13 protein-coding genes are annotated in these 18,189 nt (G+C 72.5%); 9 read left to right on the plus strand and 4 right to left on the minus strand.

The genetic code is table 11. The features are described from left to right. Positions 1–72 precede the first annotated feature (72 nt). Entirely contained in the window at positions 73–744 is a 672-nt protein-coding gene (locus ACWGKT_RS40945; protein WP_356150683.1) for a potassium channel family protein, read from the minus strand. After that, positions 744–1,415 carry a potassium channel family protein gene (locus ACWGKT_RS40950; RefSeq protein ID WP_356150685.1) on the minus strand — a complete coding sequence of 224 codons (672 nt, stop codon included), beginning with the start codon at positions 1,413–1,415 and terminating at the stop codon, positions 744–746. The genes ACWGKT_RS40945 and ACWGKT_RS40950 overlap by 1 nt, the downstream gene beginning before the upstream one ends. Positions 1,416–1,823: 408 nt before the next feature. Between ACWGKT_RS40950 and ACWGKT_RS40955 the strand changes: the two genes are divergently transcribed. Both ACWGKT_RS40955 and ACWGKT_RS40960 read left to right on the plus strand, forming a co-directional pair. Further along, positions 1,824–3,875 (plus strand): APC family permease, encoded by a 2,052-nt coding sequence (locus ACWGKT_RS40955; RefSeq protein ID WP_453277682.1) that lies wholly within the window; start codon positions 1,824–1,826, stop codon positions 3,873–3,875. Between the two features lie 70 nt (positions 3,876–3,945). Further along, a complete protein-coding gene (locus ACWGKT_RS40960; RefSeq protein ID WP_453277683.1) occupies positions 3,946–5,274 on the plus strand; it encodes a class I SAM-dependent RNA methyltransferase in 1,329 nt (442 codons plus the stop codon). A gap of 775 nt (positions 5,275–6,049) precedes the next feature. Here ACWGKT_RS40960 and ACWGKT_RS40965 read toward each other — a convergent pair. Then, positions 6,050–6,400 carry a hypothetical protein gene (locus tag ACWGKT_RS40965; protein WP_453277684.1) on the minus strand — a complete coding sequence of 117 codons (351 nt, stop codon included), beginning with the start codon at positions 6,398–6,400 and terminating at the stop codon, positions 6,050–6,052. A gap of 494 nt (positions 6,401–6,894) precedes the next feature. Here ACWGKT_RS40965 and ACWGKT_RS40970 point away from each other — a divergent pair, with 494 nt between their 5' ends. Further along, positions 6,895–7,716: an SDR family NAD(P)-dependent oxidoreductase gene (locus ACWGKT_RS40970; protein ID WP_453277685.1), complete on the plus strand. Its 822-nt coding sequence runs from the start codon at positions 6,895–6,897 to the stop codon at positions 7,714–7,716. 37 nt (positions 7,717–7,753) lie between these two features. Here the strand turns inward: ACWGKT_RS40970 and ACWGKT_RS40975 are convergent, their stop codons facing one another. Continuing rightward, entirely contained in the window at positions 7,754–8,908 is a 1,155-nt protein-coding gene (locus ACWGKT_RS40975) for a Gfo/Idh/MocA family protein (RefSeq protein ID WP_453277686.1), read from the minus strand. A 132-nt stretch (positions 8,909–9,040) separates the two neighbouring features. Here ACWGKT_RS40975 and ACWGKT_RS40980 point away from each other — a divergent pair, with 132 nt between their 5' ends. The 6 genes from ACWGKT_RS40980 (at position 9,041) to ACWGKT_RS41005 (ending at position 18,187) form a co-directional block, all read left to right on the plus strand. Beyond that, positions 9,041–10,048: a LacI family DNA-binding transcriptional regulator gene (locus tag ACWGKT_RS40980; RefSeq protein WP_453277687.1), complete on the plus strand. Its 1,008-nt coding sequence runs from the start codon at positions 9,041–9,043 to the stop codon at positions 10,046–10,048. 119 nt (positions 10,049–10,167) lie between these two features. After that, positions 10,168–11,976: a fatty acyl-AMP ligase gene (locus ACWGKT_RS40985; RefSeq protein ID WP_453277688.1), complete on the plus strand. Its 1,809-nt coding sequence runs from the start codon at positions 10,168–10,170 to the stop codon at positions 11,974–11,976. Then, positions 11,970–13,700: an acyl-CoA dehydrogenase gene (locus ACWGKT_RS40990; RefSeq protein ID WP_453277689.1), complete on the plus strand. Its 1,731-nt coding sequence runs from the start codon at positions 11,970–11,972 to the stop codon at positions 13,698–13,700. Before ACWGKT_RS40985 ends, ACWGKT_RS40990 begins: the two co-directional genes overlap by 7 nt. Positions 13,701–13,756: 56 nt before the next feature. After that, on the plus strand, positions 13,757–14,056 hold the full coding sequence (locus ACWGKT_RS40995) for an acyl carrier protein (RefSeq protein WP_235454948.1): 300 nt from the start codon (positions 13,757–13,759) through the stop codon (positions 14,054–14,056). Then, entirely contained in the window at positions 14,056–17,070 is a 3,015-nt protein-coding gene (locus ACWGKT_RS41000) for a type I polyketide synthase (RefSeq protein WP_453277690.1), read from the plus strand. The genes ACWGKT_RS40995 and ACWGKT_RS41000 overlap by 1 nt, the downstream gene beginning before the upstream one ends. Before the next feature lie 94 nt (positions 17,071–17,164). Beyond that, a complete protein-coding gene (locus ACWGKT_RS41005) occupies positions 17,165–18,187 on the plus strand; it encodes a 3-oxoacyl-ACP synthase III family protein (protein ID WP_453277711.1) in 1,023 nt (340 codons plus the stop codon). The last annotated feature ends 2 nt before the right edge of the window (positions 18,188–18,189 follow it).

Here is an 18,189-nt window from a genome sequence, read left to right on the forward strand (position 1 = left end):
CTCCTTCCGCTCTATTGTTGGGGGGGGGCCCTTTTATTCCGGGCCCCCCCCTCCACGCAGCGCTGCAAAAGATCAGCTGGTCTCCCGGCGCACCGACAGCAGGTCCTCCAGCTGCTCCTCGCGGGCCTGCGCGGCCACGAAGAGGAGTTCGTCGCCCGCCTCCAGGGAGTCGTCCTTGGTGGGGGTCAGGACGCGGGTGCCCCGAATGATGGTGACCAGCGAGGTGTCCTCGGGCCACTCGACGTCGCCGACCTGGGTGCCGGCCAGGGCCGACTCCTCGGGGAGGGTCAGCTCGACGAGGTTGGCGTCGCCGTGGCTGAAGCGCAGCAGCCGGACCAGGTCGCCGACGCTCACCGCCTCCTCGACCAGGGCGGACATCAGGCGCGGCGTGGAGACGGCCACGTCGACGCCCCAGGACTCGTTGAACAGCCACTCGTTCTTGGGGTTGTTCACGCGGGCCACGACGCGCGGGACGCCGTACTCCGTCTTGGCGAGCAGCGAGACCACCAGGTTGACCTTGTCGTCGCCCGTCGCGGCGATCACGACGTTGCAGCGCTGGAGCGCGGCCTCGTCCAGGGAGGTGATCTCGCAGGCGTCGGCCAGCAGCCACTCGGCCTGCGGGACGCGCTCGACCGAGATGGCCGTCGGGGCCTTGTCGATCAGCAGGACCTCGTGGCCGTTCTCCAGCAGTTCGCCGGCGATCGAACGGCCGACCGCACCGGCACCGGCAATGGCGACCCTCATCAGTGACCGCCCTCCTCTTCGGGTCCCCCGGCGAACGCCGCCTCGACCTTCTCGACCTCGTCCGTCCGCATCATGACGTGCACCAGGTCACCCTCCTGCAGCACCGTCTGCGAGGTGGGCAGGATCGCCTCCCCGAGCCGGGTCAGGAACGCCACCCGGACGCCCGTCTCCTCCTGCAGCTTGCTGATCTTGTGGCCCACCCAGTCGGCCGAGGCGTGCACCTCGGCGAGCTGGACGCCCCCGGTGGGGTCGCGCCACAGCGGCTCGGCACCGGAGGGGAGCAGACGGCGCAGCATCTGGTCGGCGGTCCAGCGGACCGTGGCCACGGTGGGGATGCCCAGGCGCTGGTAGACCTCGGCGCGGCGCGGGTCGTAGATGCGGGCCGCGACGTTCTCCACGCCGAACATCTCGCGGGCCACCCGGGCGGAGATGATGTTCGAGTTGTCACCGCTGGAGACGGCGGCGAAGGCGCCGGCCTCCTCGATGCCCGCCTCGCGCAGGGTGTCCTGGTCGAAGCCGACGCCGGTGACCCGGCGACCGCCGAATCCCGGGCCCAGCCGGCGGAAGGCGGTGGGGTCCTGGTCGATCACGGCGACCGTGTGCCCCTGTTGCTCCAGGGTCTGGGCGAGAGCGGAACCCACTCTTCCGCAGCCCATGATGACGATGTGCACGACCGTCCTTCCGGTGTCCAGAATTTACTGCTCAGCCCCATCAGGGTCTCAGACCGAGGCCCAAGCTACACACGCACCGTCCTGGGCGGGCACCCCTGTGCTGAGATTGCGTGATCAGCCTCCGGTGATCGCGGCAGACGGCCGCCGACGATCAGCGTCTGGTGATACTGCGCACGCTGTACACGGTCAGGATTCCGAGGCCGACGAGGGCGACCGCGGCACCGATCAGCTCTGCCGTCGCGGGCATGGGACCTCCTGGGGGCGGCGACAGGCGGGGTCTGCCATCTAGGCACGGCGAGCGGTCGGACCACGGAATCCGCAGTTCCGGTCGCGTCCGATTTCACTCGTGAGGCAGATCGTGAGACGCGGGTGGGCGATTGCCTGTTCGACGGCCTACCATGCTCTGTCGTGTCCAAACTGACCGACGTGCCCAAACGGATTCTGATCGGGCGGGCGCTGCGCAGCGACCGGCTGGGCGAAACGCTCCTGCCGAAGCGCATCGCACTCCCCGTCTTCGCCTCCGACCCGCTGTCCTCCGTGGCCTACGCCCCGGGAGAGGTGCTGCTGGTCCTGTCCATCGCGGGCGTGTCGGCGTACCACTTCAGCCCCTGGATCGCGGTCGCGGTCGTCGTGCTGATGTTCACGGTGGTTGCCTCCTACCGCCAGAATGTGCACGCCTATCCGAGCGGCGGCGGCGACTACGAGGTGGCTACGACCAACCTCGGCCCCAAGGCCGGCCTCACCGTCGCCAGCGCGCTGCTCGTCGACTACGTCCTGACCGTCGCCGTCTCCATCGCCTCCGGCATCGAGAACCTCGGCTCCGCGGTCCCCTTCGTCGTTGAGCACAAGGTGCTCTGCGCCACCGTGGTGATCGTGCTGCTGACGCTGATGAACCTGCGCGGCGTGAAGGAGTCGGGCAAGCTCTTCGCGATCCCGACGTACGTGTTCGTCGGCGGCGTCTTCATCATGATCGCGTGGGGTGCCTGCCGCGGCCTGATCCTCGGCGACACCATGCGCGCGCCGACCGCCGACTACCACATCAAGGCGGAACACCAGGGCCTGGCGGGCTTCGCCCTCGTCTTCCTGCTGCTGCGCGCCTTCTCCTCCGGCTGTGCGGCGCTCACCGGTGTCGAGGCGATCTCCAACGGCGTTCCGGCCTTCCGCAAGCCCAAGTCCAAGAACGCGGCGACCACGCTCGCGATGATGGGCCTGCTGGCCGTGACCATGTTCTGCGGCATCATCGCCCTCGCCATGTCGACCAAGGTCCGCATGGCCGAGAACCCGGCCACCGACCTGATCCACAACGGCAGCCCGGTCGGCTCCGGCTACGTCCAGAACCCGGTGATCTCCCAGGTCGCCGAGGCGGTCTTCGGCAAGGGCAGCTTCCTGTTCATCCTGCTCGCCGCCGCCACCGCCCTGGTCCTGTTCCTGGCCGCGAACACGGCGTACAACGGCTTCCCGCTGCTCGGCTCGATCCTCGCCCAGGACCGCTACCTCCCGCGCCAGCTGCACACCCGCGGCGACCGCCTCGCGTTCTCCAACGGCATCGTGCTGCTCGCGGGCGCGGCGGCCCTGCTGGTCGTGATCTACGGCGCCGACTCGACCCGGCTGATCCAGCTGTACATCGTCGGCGTGTTCGTGTCCTTCACGCTCAGCCAGACCGGCATGGTCCGGCACTGGAACCGCCACCTCGCCACCGAGAAGGACCAGGCCAAGCGCCGCCACATGGTCCGCTCCCGGGCGATCAACGCGTTCGGCGCCTTCTTCACCGGCCTGGTCCTGGTCGTCGTCCTGGTCACCAAGTTCACGCACGGCGCCTGGGTGGCCCTGCTGGGCATGGTCATCTTCTACGCGACGATGACCGCGATCCGCCGCCACTACGACCGGGTCTCCGAGGAGATCGCCGCCCCCGAGGGCCCGAGCGACGACAGCGTGCGGCCCTCCCGGGTCCACTCCGTCGTCCTGATCTCCAAGATCCACCGCCCCACCCTGCGTGCCCTCGCCTACGCCAAGCTGATGCGCTCCGACACCCTGGAGGCGCTCACGGTCAACGTCGACCCGGCGGAGACGAAGGCGCTGCGCGACGAGTGGGAGCGGCGCGGCATCGACGTACCGCTGAAGGTGCTGGACTCGCCGTACCGCGAGATCACGCGCCCGATCATCGAGTACGTCAAGGGCCTGCGCGCCGAGTCCCCGCGTGACGCGGTCTCGGTGATCATCCCCGAGTACGTGGTCGGCCACTGGTACGAGCACCTGCTGCACAACCAGAGCGCCCTGCGGCTCAAGGGCCGTCTGCTGTTCACCGCGGGCGTCATGGTGACCTCGGTGCCGTACCAGCTGGAGTCCTCCGAGGCGGCCAAGGTCCGGGCCCGCAAGCGGCAGGAGTGGAACGCGCCGGGTGCGGTGCGGCGCGGACCGGCGCAGGGGGAGCGGGCGAAGGAGCCGACCACCAGGAACTAGACTGGTGGGCTGTTGTCCGGCCGACCTGTCGGCCGGCCGTCCCTCTCATCAGTTGTGGAGTCACCCCGCCATGCAGGCAGAACCGAAGAAGTCGCTGGTGGGGGAGGAGTACGAGGTCGAGGTCGGCCCCGTCGCCCATGGCGGCCACTGCATCGCCCGTACGTCCGAGGGACAGGTCCTGTTCGTCCGGCACACGCTGCCGGGCGAGCGGGTCGTGGCCCGGGTGACCGAGGGCGAGGAGGGGGCCCGCTTCCTGCGCGCGGACGCGGTCGAGATCCTGTCCGCGTCCAAGGACCGCGTCGAGGCGCCCTGCCCGTACGCGGGCCCTGGGCGCTGCGGCGGCTGTGACTGGCAGCACGCCAAGCCCGGCGCCCAGCGCCGCTTCAAGGGCGAGGTGATCGCCGAGCAGCTGCAGCGGCTCGCGGGCCTCACGCCCGAGGAGGCGGGCTGGGACGGCACGGTGATGCCGGCCGAGGGCGACAAGCTGCCGGCGGGCGAGGTGCCCCAGTGGCGGACGCGGGTGCAGTACGCGGTGGACGCCGACGGCAACGCCGGACTGCGCCGCCACCGCTCGCACGAGGTCGAACCGATCGAGCACTGCATGATCGCCGCGCCCGGTGTCAGCGAGCTCGGCATCGAGGACCGGGACTGGGCGGGCATGGCGTCCGTGGAGGCGATCGCCGCGACGGGATCCCAGGACCGCATGGTGATCCTGGAGCCACGGCCCGGCGCCCGGCTGCCGCTCGTCGAGCTCGACCGGCCCGTCTCCGTCATGCGCGTCGACGAGAAGGACGGCGGCATCCACCGCGTCCACGGCCGCGCGTTCGTGCGCGAGCGCGCCGACGGCCGCACCCACCGCGTGGGCAGCGGCGGCTTCTGGCAGGTCCACCCGAAGGCGGCGGACACCCTGGTGACGGCGGTCATGCAGGGCCTGCTCCCGCGCAAGGGCGAGATGGCCCTCGACCTGTACTGCGGCGTCGGCCTCTTCGCCGGCGCCCTCGCCGACCGCCTCGGCGAGAAGGGCGCGGTCCTCGGCATCGAGTCCGGCAAGCGCGCCGTGGAGGACGCGCGGCACAACCTCGCCGACTTCCCCCGGGTCCGCATCGAGCAGGGCAAGGTCGAGTCGGTCCTCCCGCGCACCGGCATCACCGAGGTCGACCTCATCGTCCTGGACCCGCCGCGGGCCGGGGCCGGCCGCAACACGGTCGCCCATCTGACGTCGCTGGGCGCCCGCCGGATCGCCTACGTCGCCTGCGATCCGGCGGCCCTGGCCCGCGACTTGGCCTACTTCCGGGAGGGCGGGTACCGGGTGCGGACGCTGCGGGCGTTCGATCTGTTTCCGATGACGCATCATGTGGAGTGCGTGGCGATTCTGGAGCCTGCCGCAAAGGCAGTCTGACCTGCTGGTTCGGTGATTCCGGCGGAGCGTCGGGCAAGCGGTCCGCCGGTCCGCGCCGGCGTGGTCCTTGCCCTGGCAGTGAGTGTCAGCCAGCCGGGCACAGGCGATAGCCCATAGGCGACTCGACGGCCCTCTTGCCAGTTCCCATATCGCATCCAGGGTCGCCGTCGAGCTTCGGGTATTACGCCGGGCGCATTGCTCGGCTACGACGTGCCGAGTCGCTGGAGACAGGTGAGAATGGGCCGCCCTATCGTCGATCTCTCCGGCCGCAATCCAGTTCGAGTACCGGTGGATTTCTCCGTTGCCGCCACGCCCGTCCTCATCGTCGCAGAACTCGCAGTCATGCGTTCCCAGTGTCAGGATTCGCGGCGGCCTTCTCGCTTCCTCCGTCAGTCGATCGACGAGTCGGCCAGGCATGGGCGTACCTTCGACCGGCACTCCGCGGGAGGCTCCGAGCCGCCCGATATGTCGGCATGCGATCCAGTGGCGGTCCCCCATGTTGGGCTCCAGCGGATCGCTCAGCAGCGTGTCATCGTCCACCACCAATGTGGTCGGCCAGGGGAGGCTGTACTTCGCGTACGCCGGACCGCGAGCCCCCGAACCGGCGGTGCGCCGCTCGGGCAACGGCCGTACGGGGCGACTCATGGTCGGAGGGCCGAACACCGCAAAGACACGGTCTTCGGCCCTCCGGCGAAGTCCAGCGGCCGTGCCGACTATGACGACGGGTGGCAAAGAGGGGTCGGTCCCCGCGCTACAGCACAGCCTTCAAGGCCGGCTAGCGGTGGCCGTGGTAGCGGTCGTGGTCCCAGTGCCGGTCGTCGTACCAGCCGTGGTGCCAGCCCCGGTCCCGGTCCCGGCCTCGGTCCCAGCCGTGGTGGTCCCAGTCCCAGCCCCGGCCGCGGTCCCGGTCCCAGTCGTGGCCTCGGTCCCAGCCCCGGCCGCGGTCCCGGTCGCCGAAGTGACCGTCGTGGTCGTGGCCGTTCCTGTCGCTGTGCGAGTAACTCCTCCCGTCGTCGCGATCACGGCCGGCTCCGGCGGCCAGGGCCGGCATGGCGGCCACGCCGACGAGGGCGCCCGTCGCCACACAGGTGGCGATCAGGCGGACCGCCGTACGAGAAACAGACATGAATCTGTCACCTCACGTTCGTGCACATCCGCCCCGGTCGGGGCCGGGCGTGCGATCCAAAAGTCCCGGCTGGGTGCCGAGGCCCCACACTGTGACCCTCCGCGGCGACACGAGATCAGCGAAATGATTTGCGTTACAAATTGCAGATATATACGTAACTCTCCCTTGTATGGGCCATCGACGCTGGGGAGGGGCTCCGGCGCCAGCCCTGTCCCGGCTCCGAATCACGCTGTGAGCAGGAAAGAGGAGCAGCTGACGGTCCGTGACACCCTTGGCGGTCTCGCTGCCTCAACTCCTTCGAACGGCCCAATGGCTTCGGTAACGATGGGAGGCCTCTGTTCGGGGGACCCGAGTCGGCATCCGTCATCGGAGTCGGCCCAAGGGCAGCTGAAGGGCATTCAGAAGGGCTCTGGCGCAAAGTCGTCAGGAGTTGATCAACGGGATCTAGGCTCGGGCGCGGTGGGTTGTTCCGTGTGGGAGGGGCCTGAACAGCTATGAGTGGCAAGCGAGTTGTCGTCGTGAGCGGTGGAGGTACGGGGATCGGGGAAGCCACCGCCCGGCTGTTGCGGGAGGAGGGGCATCAGGTCGTCGTCTCCGGGCGGCGGAGTGAGCCTCTGCGGCGGCTCGAACGGGAGATCGGGGCGCTCGCGTATCCGTCCGATGTGGGGGACCCGGAGGCGGCGGACGGGCTCGTCCGGGCCGCCCTGGGGGCGTACGGGCGCATCGACGGGGTCGTGCTGAACGCGGGCGTCGGGCGGGGCGGGGCCGTGGGGGACCTGTCGTTGGAGGACTGGGACGAGGTGATGCGTATCAACGTCACCGGCCCGCTGCTGCTCCTGCGCGCCGCGATTCCGCACCTGTTGGAGGCGAGGGGAGCGGTCGTCGCCGTAGCCTCGGTGTCCGCGCTGCGCAACGGCACGGGCAACGCCCCGTACGCCACGTCCAAGGCCGCCCTGCTCCAGCTCTGCCGTTCCGTCGCGGTCGATTACGGGCGTCGGGGCGTGCGGGCCAACACCGTGTGTCCCAGCTGGGTGCGGACCGAGATGGCCGACCGGCGCATGGCCCGCTTCGCCGCGGAGACCGGACTGGGGGAGGGCGGCGTGGAGGCCGCCTACGAGGAGGCCACCAGGCCGCTGCCCCTGGGGCGGCCGGGTGAGCCCCGGGAGGTGGCGGAGGCGATCGGCTGGCTGCTGTCCCCGGCCGCCTCGTACGTCAACGGCGCCGTCCTCACCGTCGACGGCGGGGCGACGGCCCTGGATCCCGGGACCCTCGCGTTCGACTTTCGTGTCGAGCCGCGGGGTGACGAGGGCGCCTGACACGCCGACGGTGCGTCAAAGTGCCGTGGCGCGGCGTTCAGTCCACCGTCACCCACGACCCCCGCTCCGCGGAGCGGCTCATGGCGTCCAGGGCGACCGCGCTCGCCACGGCGTCGCCGAGGGTCGCCCCGTGCGGGGTGTCCTCGGCGATCGAGCGCAGGAAGCGCTGCGCCTCGACGACCTTGAGGTCGTCGTAGCCCATGCTCGTGGCCGACCCCGGCTGGAACGCGCCGTACTCGCCGTGGCCGGGGCCGACGTACACCGTGCTGACCGGCTGGTCCTGGTACGAGGTGCCGCGGCTGACGCCCAGCTCGCCCATGCGGCGGAAGTCCCAGAAGACGGCGCCCTCGGTGCCGTGGATCTCGAAGCCGTAGTTGTTCTGCTCGCCGACCGACACCCGGCAGGCCTCCAGTACGCCGCGGGCGCCGGAGGCGAAGCGGAGCAGGCAGTTGACGTAGTCCTCGTTCTCGACCGGGCCGAGCGCACCGCCCGAGGCGCGCGTGTGACCGGCGGTGGCACCGGTCGGGCGGGCCCGCTCGGGGACGAACACCGCGGTGTCGGCGGTCAGCGCCTCGATCTCGCCGAGCAGGAAGCGGGCCAGGTCGACGCCGTGCGAGGCGAGGTCGCCGAGGACCCCGCTGCCGCCGCGCGCCCGCTCGTACCGCCAGGTCAGGGCGCCGTCGGGGTGGGCGGCGTAGTCGCTGAAGAGGCGGATGCGGACGTGGGTGACGGTGCCGATCTCGCCGGCCGCGATCAGGTCGCGGGCGGTCTCCACGGCGGGCGCGTTGCGGTAGTTGAAGCCGACCGCGCCGTGGACGCCGGCCTTGGCGACCGCGTCGGCGACCGCGCGGGCGTCCTCGGCCGTCAGCCCGACCGGCTTCTCGATCCAGATGTGCTTGCCCGCCTCGGCCATCGCGACGCCGATCTCGCGGTGCAGGAAGTTGGGCGCGGTGATGCTGACGGCCCGCACGCGCGGGTCGGCGGCCACCTCGCGCCAGTCGCGCAGGGCGGAGGCGAAGCCGTACTGCCGCACGGCCTCCTCGGCCCGGCCGGGCACCTCGTCGGCGACGGCGACCAGCTCCGGCCGCACGGTCAGCTCCGGGAAGTGGTGCGGCAGGCGCGCGTACGCCTGGGTGTGCACCCGGCCCATCCAGCCGAATCCCACGACGGCGATCCCGAGCGTATTCACCATGACAGCCCTTCTTTGGACCGATCCAAAATCCTGCTGGCCCACGATGAGTGCTCTTTCGGGCAGGTGTCAAGGGGTGCAGGAAGCGTGGGGGAGGGCTTTACAAGCGGGGATGCTTGTGGAACGGTCCACAGCATGAGGACTCCGACCATACGAGACGTCGCCGCGCGCGCGGGCGTGTCCAAGTCCCTGGTCTCGCTGGTGCTGCGCGGCGCCGAGAGCGTGCGCCCCGAGAAGCGCGCGGCCGTCCTCGCCGCCGTCGAGGAACTCGGCTACCGGCCGAACGCCGCCGCGCGCAGCCTGAGCGAGCGGCGCACCCGCACCGTCGGCGTCCTGCTGAACGACATGCGCAACCCGTGGTTCGTGGAACTCCTCGAAGGGCTGAACGCGCGGCTGTACGACAGCGGCCTGCACATGCTGCTCGCGGACGGGCACCTGAACCGGCGGCTCGGCGAGGACCTCACCCGCACGTTCACCGAACTGCGGGTCGACGGCCTGGTCGCCGTCGGTACCCTGCGCGACCCCCAGGCGCTGCGGAACGCCGCAGCGCAGGTCCCCACCGTCGTCGCCGGCACCCGCGAGCCGGACCTGCCCGGCGTGGACGTCGTCACCAACGACGACGAGCACGGCGCCCGCCTCGCCACCGAGCACCTCATCGGGCTCGGCCACCGGCACATCGCCCACATCGCCGGCCGGGGCGCGGTCGGCGAACTGCGCCGCCGCAGCTTCGAGGCCACTGTGCGCGAGCACGGCCTGGCCGGCGGCGCGGTCGTGGAACAGGGCGACCTCACCGAGGAGGGCGGCTACCGGGCCATGGTCCGTCTCCTGGGGCGGGCGCGGCGGCCCACCGCCGTCTTCGCGGTCAACGACGTGGCCTGCGTCGGCGGGCTGTCGGCCGCCGAGGAGAGCGGGCTGCGGGTCCCGGACGACCTCTCCCTCGTCGGCTACGACAACACCTATCTCTCCCGGCTGCGTCATCTGTGGCTGACCACCGTGGACACCGCGAGCCACGACGTCGGCCGCCGCGCGGCCCAGCGGCTGCTGGAGCGGATCGAGGACCCTCAGCGCCCGCGCGAGGTCGACCTCGTCGTGCCCTTCCTCGAAGTGCGCGGCACGACGGCTCCGCCCCGGCCCGGCGACTGACACCGCCCGCGCGGGCGCTTCGCGATTTCCCTGGAATGTGCATGCAAGCGCCCCTTTAGGCCGGCGCCGGACGATCCCTCCGACATGGATACGCGAACCATGCGGGACATGCGAGGGGGATGCAGTTGTCACGCTTCGCCACTTTCACCGACCTCGTCCGGGCGCGGTGCGCCGAGTTCGCGGGCGATGACGTACACATCCAACTCCGCGACGCGAAGGACGGCCCGGAGGCCGAGCGGCTGACGTACGGGGAACTGGACCGCGCGGCGCGCCGCGTCGCCGGGGCGCTGCGGGCGCACGGGGTCGAGGGCCGGCCCGTGCTGCTCATGTACCCGGGCAGCCTGGAGTTCCTGAAGGCGTTCGTCGGCTGCCTCTACAGCGGTGCCGTCGCCGTGCCCGCGCCGCTGCCCGACGGGGGTGCCAAGGGCCGGCTCGGGCGGAGCTCGGCGATGCTGCGCGACTGCAAGGCGCCGGTCGTGCTCACGGACCGGGCGAGCGCGCCGGACGTCGCACTGTGGCTGGCGACCGAGGGCCGCGACGACGTCGTGTGCGTGGCGAGCGACGCCCTGGGTGAGACGGGCGAGGACGCGTGGCAGCCGCCCGCGACCCGGCCCGACGACCTCGCCTTCCTGCAGTACACCTCCGGTTCCGTGTCCGAGCCGCGCGGTGTGATGGTCACCCACCGGAACCTGATGGCCAACCAGGCCGCCCTGCAACGGGTGTTGGGGACCACCGCCGACGACCGCTTCGGCGGCTGGCTGCCGCTGTACCACGACATGGGGCTCATCGCGCATCTGCTGCACCCCCTCTGGCTGGGCAGCGCGTCCGTGATGCTCTCGCCGACCGCGTTCATCAAGCGCCCCGTGCGCTGGCTGCAGGCCATCGACCGGTACGGCGTCACCATCGGCGGCGGTCCCAACTTCTGCTACGACCTCGCGCTGCGCCGGGTCACGGACGAGCAGATCGGCCGCCTCGACCTGTCCCGCTGGCGGCTGGCGCTCAACGGGGCCGAGCCGGTGCGCGCCGACACGCTCGACGCGTTCGCCCGCCGGTTCGCCGCCGCGGGCCTGAGCGCCGAGGCGATGTATCCCTGCTACGGGCTCGCCGAGGCCACCCTCGTGGTCTCGGGCGGCGTGCGCGGTGAGGCGTTCCGGCGGCGCGAGGCCGACGCGGCCGCGCTCGCCCGCGACGTCGTCGCGCCCGCCGAGCCGGGCGCGGAGAGCAGGACCCTGGTGAGCAGCGGGCGGGTCACCGACTTCGACGTCCGCGTCGTCGACCCCGTCGGCTACCGGGAGCTGCCGGAGGGGGCCGTCGGTGAGATCTGGCTGCGCGGCGAGAGCGTGGCCGCCGGGTACTACGGCAAGCCGGAGGAGAGCGAGGCGGCCTTCCGGGGCGTCCTGCAGGGCGGTGAGGGCGGATTCCTGCGCACCGGCGACCTCGGCGTCCTCGACGACGGGCAGCTGTATGTCACCGGGCGGCTGAAGGAAGTCGTCATCCTGAACGGGCGGAACGTTTACCCGCAGGACGTGGAGTACGCCGTCAGGAGCCTGCACCCGGCGCTCGCCGCCGGCACCGGCGCCGCGTTCTCCGTGGAGGCGGGACGCGAGCAGCTCGTCCTCGTGCAGGAGGTCAGGGGCGAGCAGCTGGAAGAGGCACAGCTGCGTGAACTCGCCCAGCGCATCCAGGCGTTGGTGGGCAAGGAGTTCCACGTGCCCGCGGGCAACGTGCTGCTGGTGCGGCCGGGCACCGTGCGCCGCACCACGAGCGGCAAGGTGCAACGCACCCTCATGCGGCGGGAGTTCCTGGCCGGCGAGGTGCACGGCGAGTACGAGGTGTTCGACCCGGCCGTCCGCGCGCTCGTGCGGGCCGGGGACGTCCTGCTCGGGCAGGGATTGCTCCAGTCGGCCGGCGGCGGTGGCGCATGGTGACCGTCACCGCCGCGCCGGTGCGCGAGGCCGAGGCGCAGCGCCGGGTGGCCGCCGTGGAGGAACTGCTCGGCGACCCCGGCGACAGCGCCAACCCGCGCGGCTACGCGGCCCTGCTGGAGGCCGACCGGGACGCCGTGCGCAGCGAGGCCGGCGAGGACGCCCTGGACCGGTTCGGCATGCACCACGAGTACGTGCCCGTGGAACTGGGCGGGCGCCTGGAGTCGATGGACACCCTGGTCCGCGTCATGCGCCCGGTCTTCCGGCGGGACGTGGGCCTCGGCATGGGATACGGCGCCATGTCCTTCATGGCCGCCGCCGACGTGTGGATGGCCGGGACCCCGGATCAGCAGAGCGCGCTGGCGGGCCAGATGCTCCAGGGTTCGCGCGCCGCCATCGCGCAGCTGGAGACCGCCCACAGCAACGACTACGTCCGCAGCCAGGTCTCCGCCCGGCGCGGCGCGGACGGCGGACTCCTGCTCAGCGGACGCAAGCCCGTCATCAACAACCTCGACCGGGCCGACGCGCTGGTGCTGTTCGCCCGGACCGACCCGTCCCCCGGCCGCCGCAGCCACACCGCGCTGCTGCTCGACCCGGCCCGGTTCCCCGAGGGGCGGGCCGAACTGCTGCGCCGGCACACCTCCCTCGGGCTGCGCGGCTGTGTGTTCGGCGGGGTCGACTTCGACGACTGCCCGGTCCCGGAGAGCGCCCTGCTCGGCCCCGTCGGCGACGGGGTGCCGATCGCGCTGCGCTCCTTCCAGATCACCCGCACCGTCATCTCGTCGATGGTGCTCGCCGCCGTCGACACCAGCCTGCGCACCGCCGTCGCCTTCGACCACGAGCACCGCGGCGGCGGCTGGTCCACCGGCGGCTCCGACTCGCAGCGCACCGCGGCCACCATCACCGGAGCCTTCGTCAACCTGCTGCTGTACGACGCCCTCGCCACCGTCGCCACCCGGGCCATCCACATCCTGCCGGAGGAGACCAGCGTCTACTCCGCGGCCGTGAAGTACCTGCTGCCGCGCGTCCTCACCGAGACGATGTACGACCTGTCGATCGTCCTCGGCGCCGGCTTCTACACCCGCGAGGGCACCCTCGGCATCTTCCAGAAGCACGTCCGGGACCTGCCCGTCGTCACCCTGGGGCACGCCGGGTCCGTCGCCTGCCAGAGCACCGTGATCCCGCAACTGCCGCGGCTGGCACGGCGGTCGTGGTTCGTCGAGGACGAGGCGCCGGCCGGTCTGTTCCGGCCGCGCGACCCGCTGCCCTCGTACGACCTGGCGCGGCTCAGCCTGGCCTGCGGGCAGGACAGCCTCAGCGCCACCCTGCTCGCGGTGGCCGCCGAGACGCCGGGGCGCGGCGCCGTCGAGCACGCGCTGCGCGACCTCGCGCTCGGCCTCGTCGACGAGTTCCGCGACCTGCGCGCCCGGGTGCTCGCCCTCGGCCCGGAACCGGGTGCCGCGCCGTTCCCGCTGATGGACCGCTACGCCCATCTGCTCGCCGCCTCCGCGGTGCTCGGCGTGTGGCGGCACAACCAGGACGGCTCCGACCCGTTCCTCGCCGACCCGGCCTGGGCCGCGGCCGCGCTGCACCGCATCGCCCGCCGCCTCGGCGCCCCCGCGCCCGACCTGCCGGCCGAGTGCGAACTGCGGGTCCGCCACGAGGTGCAACTGCGCTTCAGCGACCGCCGCAGCTACGACCTCTACGACACCCCGCTGCCGGGATGAACGCGGCCCAAGCCCCGCGTCCCGGCCCGGCGAATCCCACCGAAAGGCGTTCGGCCATGAACGTACCGACCAGGCAGACACCGTCTCCCGTACCCGACCACGTCCTGCCGCGCGGCTGGCTGCTCGACCGGGTCGCGCTCTACCTGGGCAGGGACGCGGAGACCATCGACCCCACCGTGCCGCTGGCCGAGTACGGCATGGACTCGGTGTGCGCGCTGAGCCTGTGCGGTGACCTGGAGGACGAGTTCGGCCTGGTGGTGGAGCCGACCCTGCTGTGGGACCACCCCACCGTGCAGAGCCTGCTGGGGTTCCTGGCGACGGAGCTGGCGGTGGCCGACGCGCGCGAGGAGCGGTGATGGCGCACGGGCCGGCGTACGGCGACGGCGTCGCGATCGTCGGGATCGACTGCGCCTTCCCGCTCGCGCGGGACACCGACGCGTACTGGGAGCTGCTGCTGCGCGGCGGCGACGCGATCGGGGACGTACCGACCGAGCGGTGGGACCCGGCCGCCTTCCCGGCCGCCGACGGGGCCGCCCGCGCCGGGCTGGCGCGCGGCGGGTTCCTCGACGGCGCCGACGTGTTCGACAACGACTTCTTCTCCGTGCCGCCGCGCGAGGCGGCCGCCATGGACCCGCAGCAGCGGCTGCTGCTGCACAGCGCGTGGCGGGCGGTGGAGGACTCGGGCGTGGCGCCCGGCTCGCTGGCCGGCAGCGGCACCGGCGTCTACGTCGGCGTGATGGGCGGCGAGTGGGGGCGATTGCACCTGGGCGACTACGACCGGGTGACGCCGCAGCTCGGCGCGGGCAGCAGCGCGGGCATGACCGCGAACCGGATCTCCTACCAACTCGGCTTCACCGGGCCCAGCATGGCCGTCGACACGGCCTGCTCGTCCTCGCTCGTCGCCGTGCACCTCGGGGTCGGGGCGCTGCTGTCGGGGGAGTGCGACACCGTACTCGCCGGCGGCGTCAACCTCGTCATGTCGCCCGCGCTCGGGCTCGTCTACCACCAGCTCGGACTCGCCGCCGCCGACGGGCGCTGCAAGCCGTTCAGCGCGCTCGCCGACGGGATCGGCCGCAGCGAGGGCGTCGGCCTCGTCGTGCTGCGCCGGCTGTCCGACGCCGTCGCCGACGGACAGCGGATCTACGCCGTCATCCGCGGCACCGCCGTCAACCAGGACGGCCGCAGCAACGGCATCACCGCGCCCAACCGCTGGTCCCAGGAACAGGTCGTGGCCACCGCCTGCAAGCGCGCCGGGGTCGAGCCGCGCGAGGTCACCTTCGTCGAGGCGCACGGCACCGGCACCGCGCTCGGCGACACCATCGAGTGCGCCGCCCTCGGCAGCCTGCACGGCGAGGGCCGTGTCGAGCCCTGCGCGATCGGCTCCGTCAAGGGCAACCTCGGGCACACCGAGGGCGCCGCCGGGATCGCCGGGCTGATCAAGGTCGCCCTCGCGCTGCACCACCGGATCGTGCCCGCCAGCCGGTTCGCGGACCGCGAGAACCCCCAGCTCAGGCTCGCCCAGCGGGGTCTGAGACTGCTGAAGTCACCGCTTCGGCTGCCGCCCGGACCCGTCGTCGCCGGGCTCTCCAGCTTCGGCATGGGCGGCACCAACGCGCACGCCGTCCTCGGCTCCGCGCCGCGCCCCGCCCCGCGCACCACCGCCAAGCGCGCCCGGCCCGGCGCCGGCGTCTTCACGCTCACCGCCGACACACCGGGCGCCCTGATCCGCAACCTCACCGAGCAGGCCGACGCCGTCGCCCGGCGCCCGCGCACGGCCGCCGCCGCGCTGTGCCGGCAGAGCAACCGGGTCAAGACCGGCCTGCCGTACCGCTTCGCGGTCACCGCCCGGGACACCGAGGAACTGGCCGCCGCGCTGCGCGAGGCCGCCGCGGGCGGACTGCCCGAGCAGGTCGCGCACCGGCCGTGGAGCCGGCCGTCCGTGGCCTTCCTGTTCACCGGCCAGGGCGCCCAGTACGCCGGCATGACCGCGGGCCTGTACCGCGAGTCGGCCGCCTACCGACAGCACCTCGACGCGGCGGACGCGGCGCTGCTGCCGTACGTCGACACCTCCGTGCGCGACCTGCTGCTGGCCGGCGACGAGCGCGGTGTGGCCGGGGACCTCACCCAGCCCGCCCTGTTCGCCGTCGCATACGCCCTCGCCGCCACCCTCACCGCGTTCGGTGTCCGGCCCGCCGCCGTGCTCGGGCACAGCGTCGGCGAGTTCGCGGCCGCCGTCACGGCCGGGGTGCTCACCCTCGACGAGGCCGCGCACCTGGTGGCCGCGCGCGGCCGGCTGATGCACGGGCTGCCGGAAGGCGGCGCGATGCTCTCCGTGCAGGCCGGCCCCGACGCGCTGCGGCAACTGCTCGCCGAGGAGCCGCAGGCCCACATCGCCGCGCTCAACGGGCCGCGCGACACCGTGCTGTCCGGCACCGCCGAGGCGCTCGCCCGGATCGCCGAGACCCTGGAGGAGGCGCAGGTACGCGCCCGTGACCTCCAGGCGCCCGCAGCCTTCCACTCGCCGCTGGTGCGGCCGGTGCTCGACCGGCTCAGGGCGGCGGCAGGCAGCACCGAACCCCGGACGCCCGAGATCCCGGTCTTCTCCACCCGGTACGGCAGACTCCTCGCGGACACCGAGCGCATGGACGCCGACTACTGGGCGGCCCAGGCCGAGTCGCCGGTGCTGTTCGCGGACGCCCTCGCCGACCTGGAGACTGTCTGCGCGCCCACCCACCTCGTGGAGATCGGGCCGCGCCCCCAGCTGCTGCCGCTCGCCGGACGCGCCGGACTCGCCACGAGCGTGGAGTTCCTGCACCCGGCGCCCGGACCGGAGGCCGGAGGCAGCGAACTCGTTGAACTCGTCGCGCAGTTGTACCGGACCGGGCTCGACCCCGACTGGGAGCGGCTGTACGACCCCGAGGTCACGGCCGGCTCCGGCGAGAAGCTGCGCGGCTACTCCTTCTCCACCGCGCACCGCTACTGGACCGCCCCGCCGGCCCCGCGCACCGAGCAGGCCCCCGAGGCCCGGCCCGCGGCGACGCCGCCACGCCCCACGTCCCCGCTGGCCGAGCCCGCCGAACCGGCCACGACCGACCCGGTGTCCCGGGACCGTGACCCCGTGCTCGCCGCGGTGATCGACGCGGTCGCCGAGGTCGGCTCGTACCCCCTGGAACAGGTCGTGCACTCCGCACGCTTCTACGAGGACCTCGGCTTCGACTCCGTCATGATCATGCAGCTCAAGGACCGCATCGAGGCCCGCCTGCCGCACCTCGGCGAGGTCTCCGTACAGCAACTCCTGCCCGCCCTGCGCTCGGTGGGCACCCTCGCCCAGTTCCTCGGCGGGCACCTCACCGAAGGGGTGCGGGCGTGAGCGTCACCCCGATCCGCGCGGCGGTGACACCCGGGGGCCCGCGCGGCGCTGATGTCGATGAGGCCGTGCTCAACGGCCCGCAACCGGAAGGAGTCTGCGCGTGAGCGCGACGGCCTATCTCGCGGCGACCGGAAGCGCGCTGCCCGGCCCGCCCGTGGACAACGCGACGCTCGGCAGGGCCCTCGGGGTCAGCGAGGAGTGGGTCGACATCTTCGTCGGCACCCGCACCCGGCACTTCGGCTGGGACCTGGCGACGGGACAGGTCCGGCACACCCTCGCCGACCTGTGCGCACAGGCCGGCGGCGCGGCCATCGACGCCGCCGGACTCGACCCGGTCGACATCGAGTTCGTGCTGCTCGCCACCGCGACCCCGGACACGCTGCTGCCCACCACGGCCAGCGAGGTCGCCGACCGGCTCGGGCTGATGTACCTGCCCGCCTTCCAGATCCAGTCCGGCTGCGCGGGCGCCGTCCAGGCCCTCGACCTGGGCCGCACCCTGATCGCCGGCGGCGCCCGCGCCGGGCTGGTGATCGGCGGCGACGTCACGCACCGCCACCTCGACCCGCACCGCGACGTGGCCCGGGTGCCCACCGAGGAGCTCGTCAACTACGTGCTGTTCGGCGATGGCGCGGGCGCGGCGGTGCTGACCGCCGAACCGGTGGCCGAACGCGTAGCGGTCAGGGGCGTCCTCAACCGCTTCACCGGCCTCGGCCGCCCGCCGGGGCAGACCGTCGACTGGTACGGGATCAGTGACCGCCACAGCGACCGCCCCATGCTCGTCGAGGACTACAAGGCCATCGAGGAGTCCGTGCCGACCATGGCCCGCGAGATCCTCTGGGAACTCCTCGACCAGCTGGAGTGGACCCCCGACGACCTGGACTTCCTGCTGCCGCCGCAGCTGTCGGGCCGGATGACCGAGCGGATCACCGAGCACCTCGACGTGCCCGGCGCCAAGGAGGTGTCCTGCGTCGCCGAGACCGGCAACACCGGCAACGCCCTGGTCCTGCTCCAGCTGGCCCGGCTGCTCCCGGACCTGCCCACCGGCGGCCGGGCGCTCGCGATCGCCGTGGAGTCGAGCAAGTGGATCAAGACCGGGCTCGGCCTGGAGAAGGTGTAGGC

Source organism: Streptomyces sp. NPDC054794 (genome assembly GCF_053611585.1).

Excerpts from the sequence above, each read along its gene's own strand:
- ACWGKT_RS40945 (WP_356150683.1), bottom strand. The coding sequence starts at position 744 with ATGAGGGTCGCCATTGCCGGTGCCGGTGCGGTCGGCCGTTCGATCGCC.
- ACWGKT_RS40960 (WP_453277683.1), top strand. The coding sequence starts at position 3,946 with ATGCAGGCAGAACCGAAGAAGTCGCTGGTGGGGGAGGAGTACGAGGTC.
- ACWGKT_RS40965 (WP_453277684.1), bottom strand. The coding sequence starts at position 6,400 with ATGTCTGTTTCTCGTACGGCGGTCCGCCTGATCGCCACCTGTGTGGCG.
- ACWGKT_RS40970 (WP_453277685.1), top strand. The coding sequence starts at position 6,895 with ATGAGTGGCAAGCGAGTTGTCGTCGTGAGCGGTGGAGGTACGGGGATC.
- ACWGKT_RS40975 (WP_453277686.1), bottom strand. The coding sequence starts at position 8,908 with ATGGTGAATACGCTCGGGATCGCCGTCGTGGGATTCGGCTGGATGGGC.
- ACWGKT_RS40980 (WP_453277687.1), top strand. The coding sequence starts at position 9,041 with ATGAGGACTCCGACCATACGAGACGTCGCCGCGCGCGCGGGCGTGTCC.
- ACWGKT_RS40985 (WP_453277688.1), top strand. The coding sequence starts at position 10,168 with ATGCAGTTGTCACGCTTCGCCACTTTCACCGACCTCGTCCGGGCGCGG.
- ACWGKT_RS40990 (WP_453277689.1), top strand. The coding sequence starts at position 11,970 with ATGGTGACCGTCACCGCCGCGCCGGTGCGCGAGGCCGAGGCGCAGCGC.
- ACWGKT_RS40995 (WP_235454948.1), top strand. The coding sequence starts at position 13,757 with ATGAACGTACCGACCAGGCAGACACCGTCTCCCGTACCCGACCACGTC.
- ACWGKT_RS41000 (WP_453277690.1), top strand. The coding sequence starts at position 14,056 with ATGGCGCACGGGCCGGCGTACGGCGACGGCGTCGCGATCGTCGGGATC.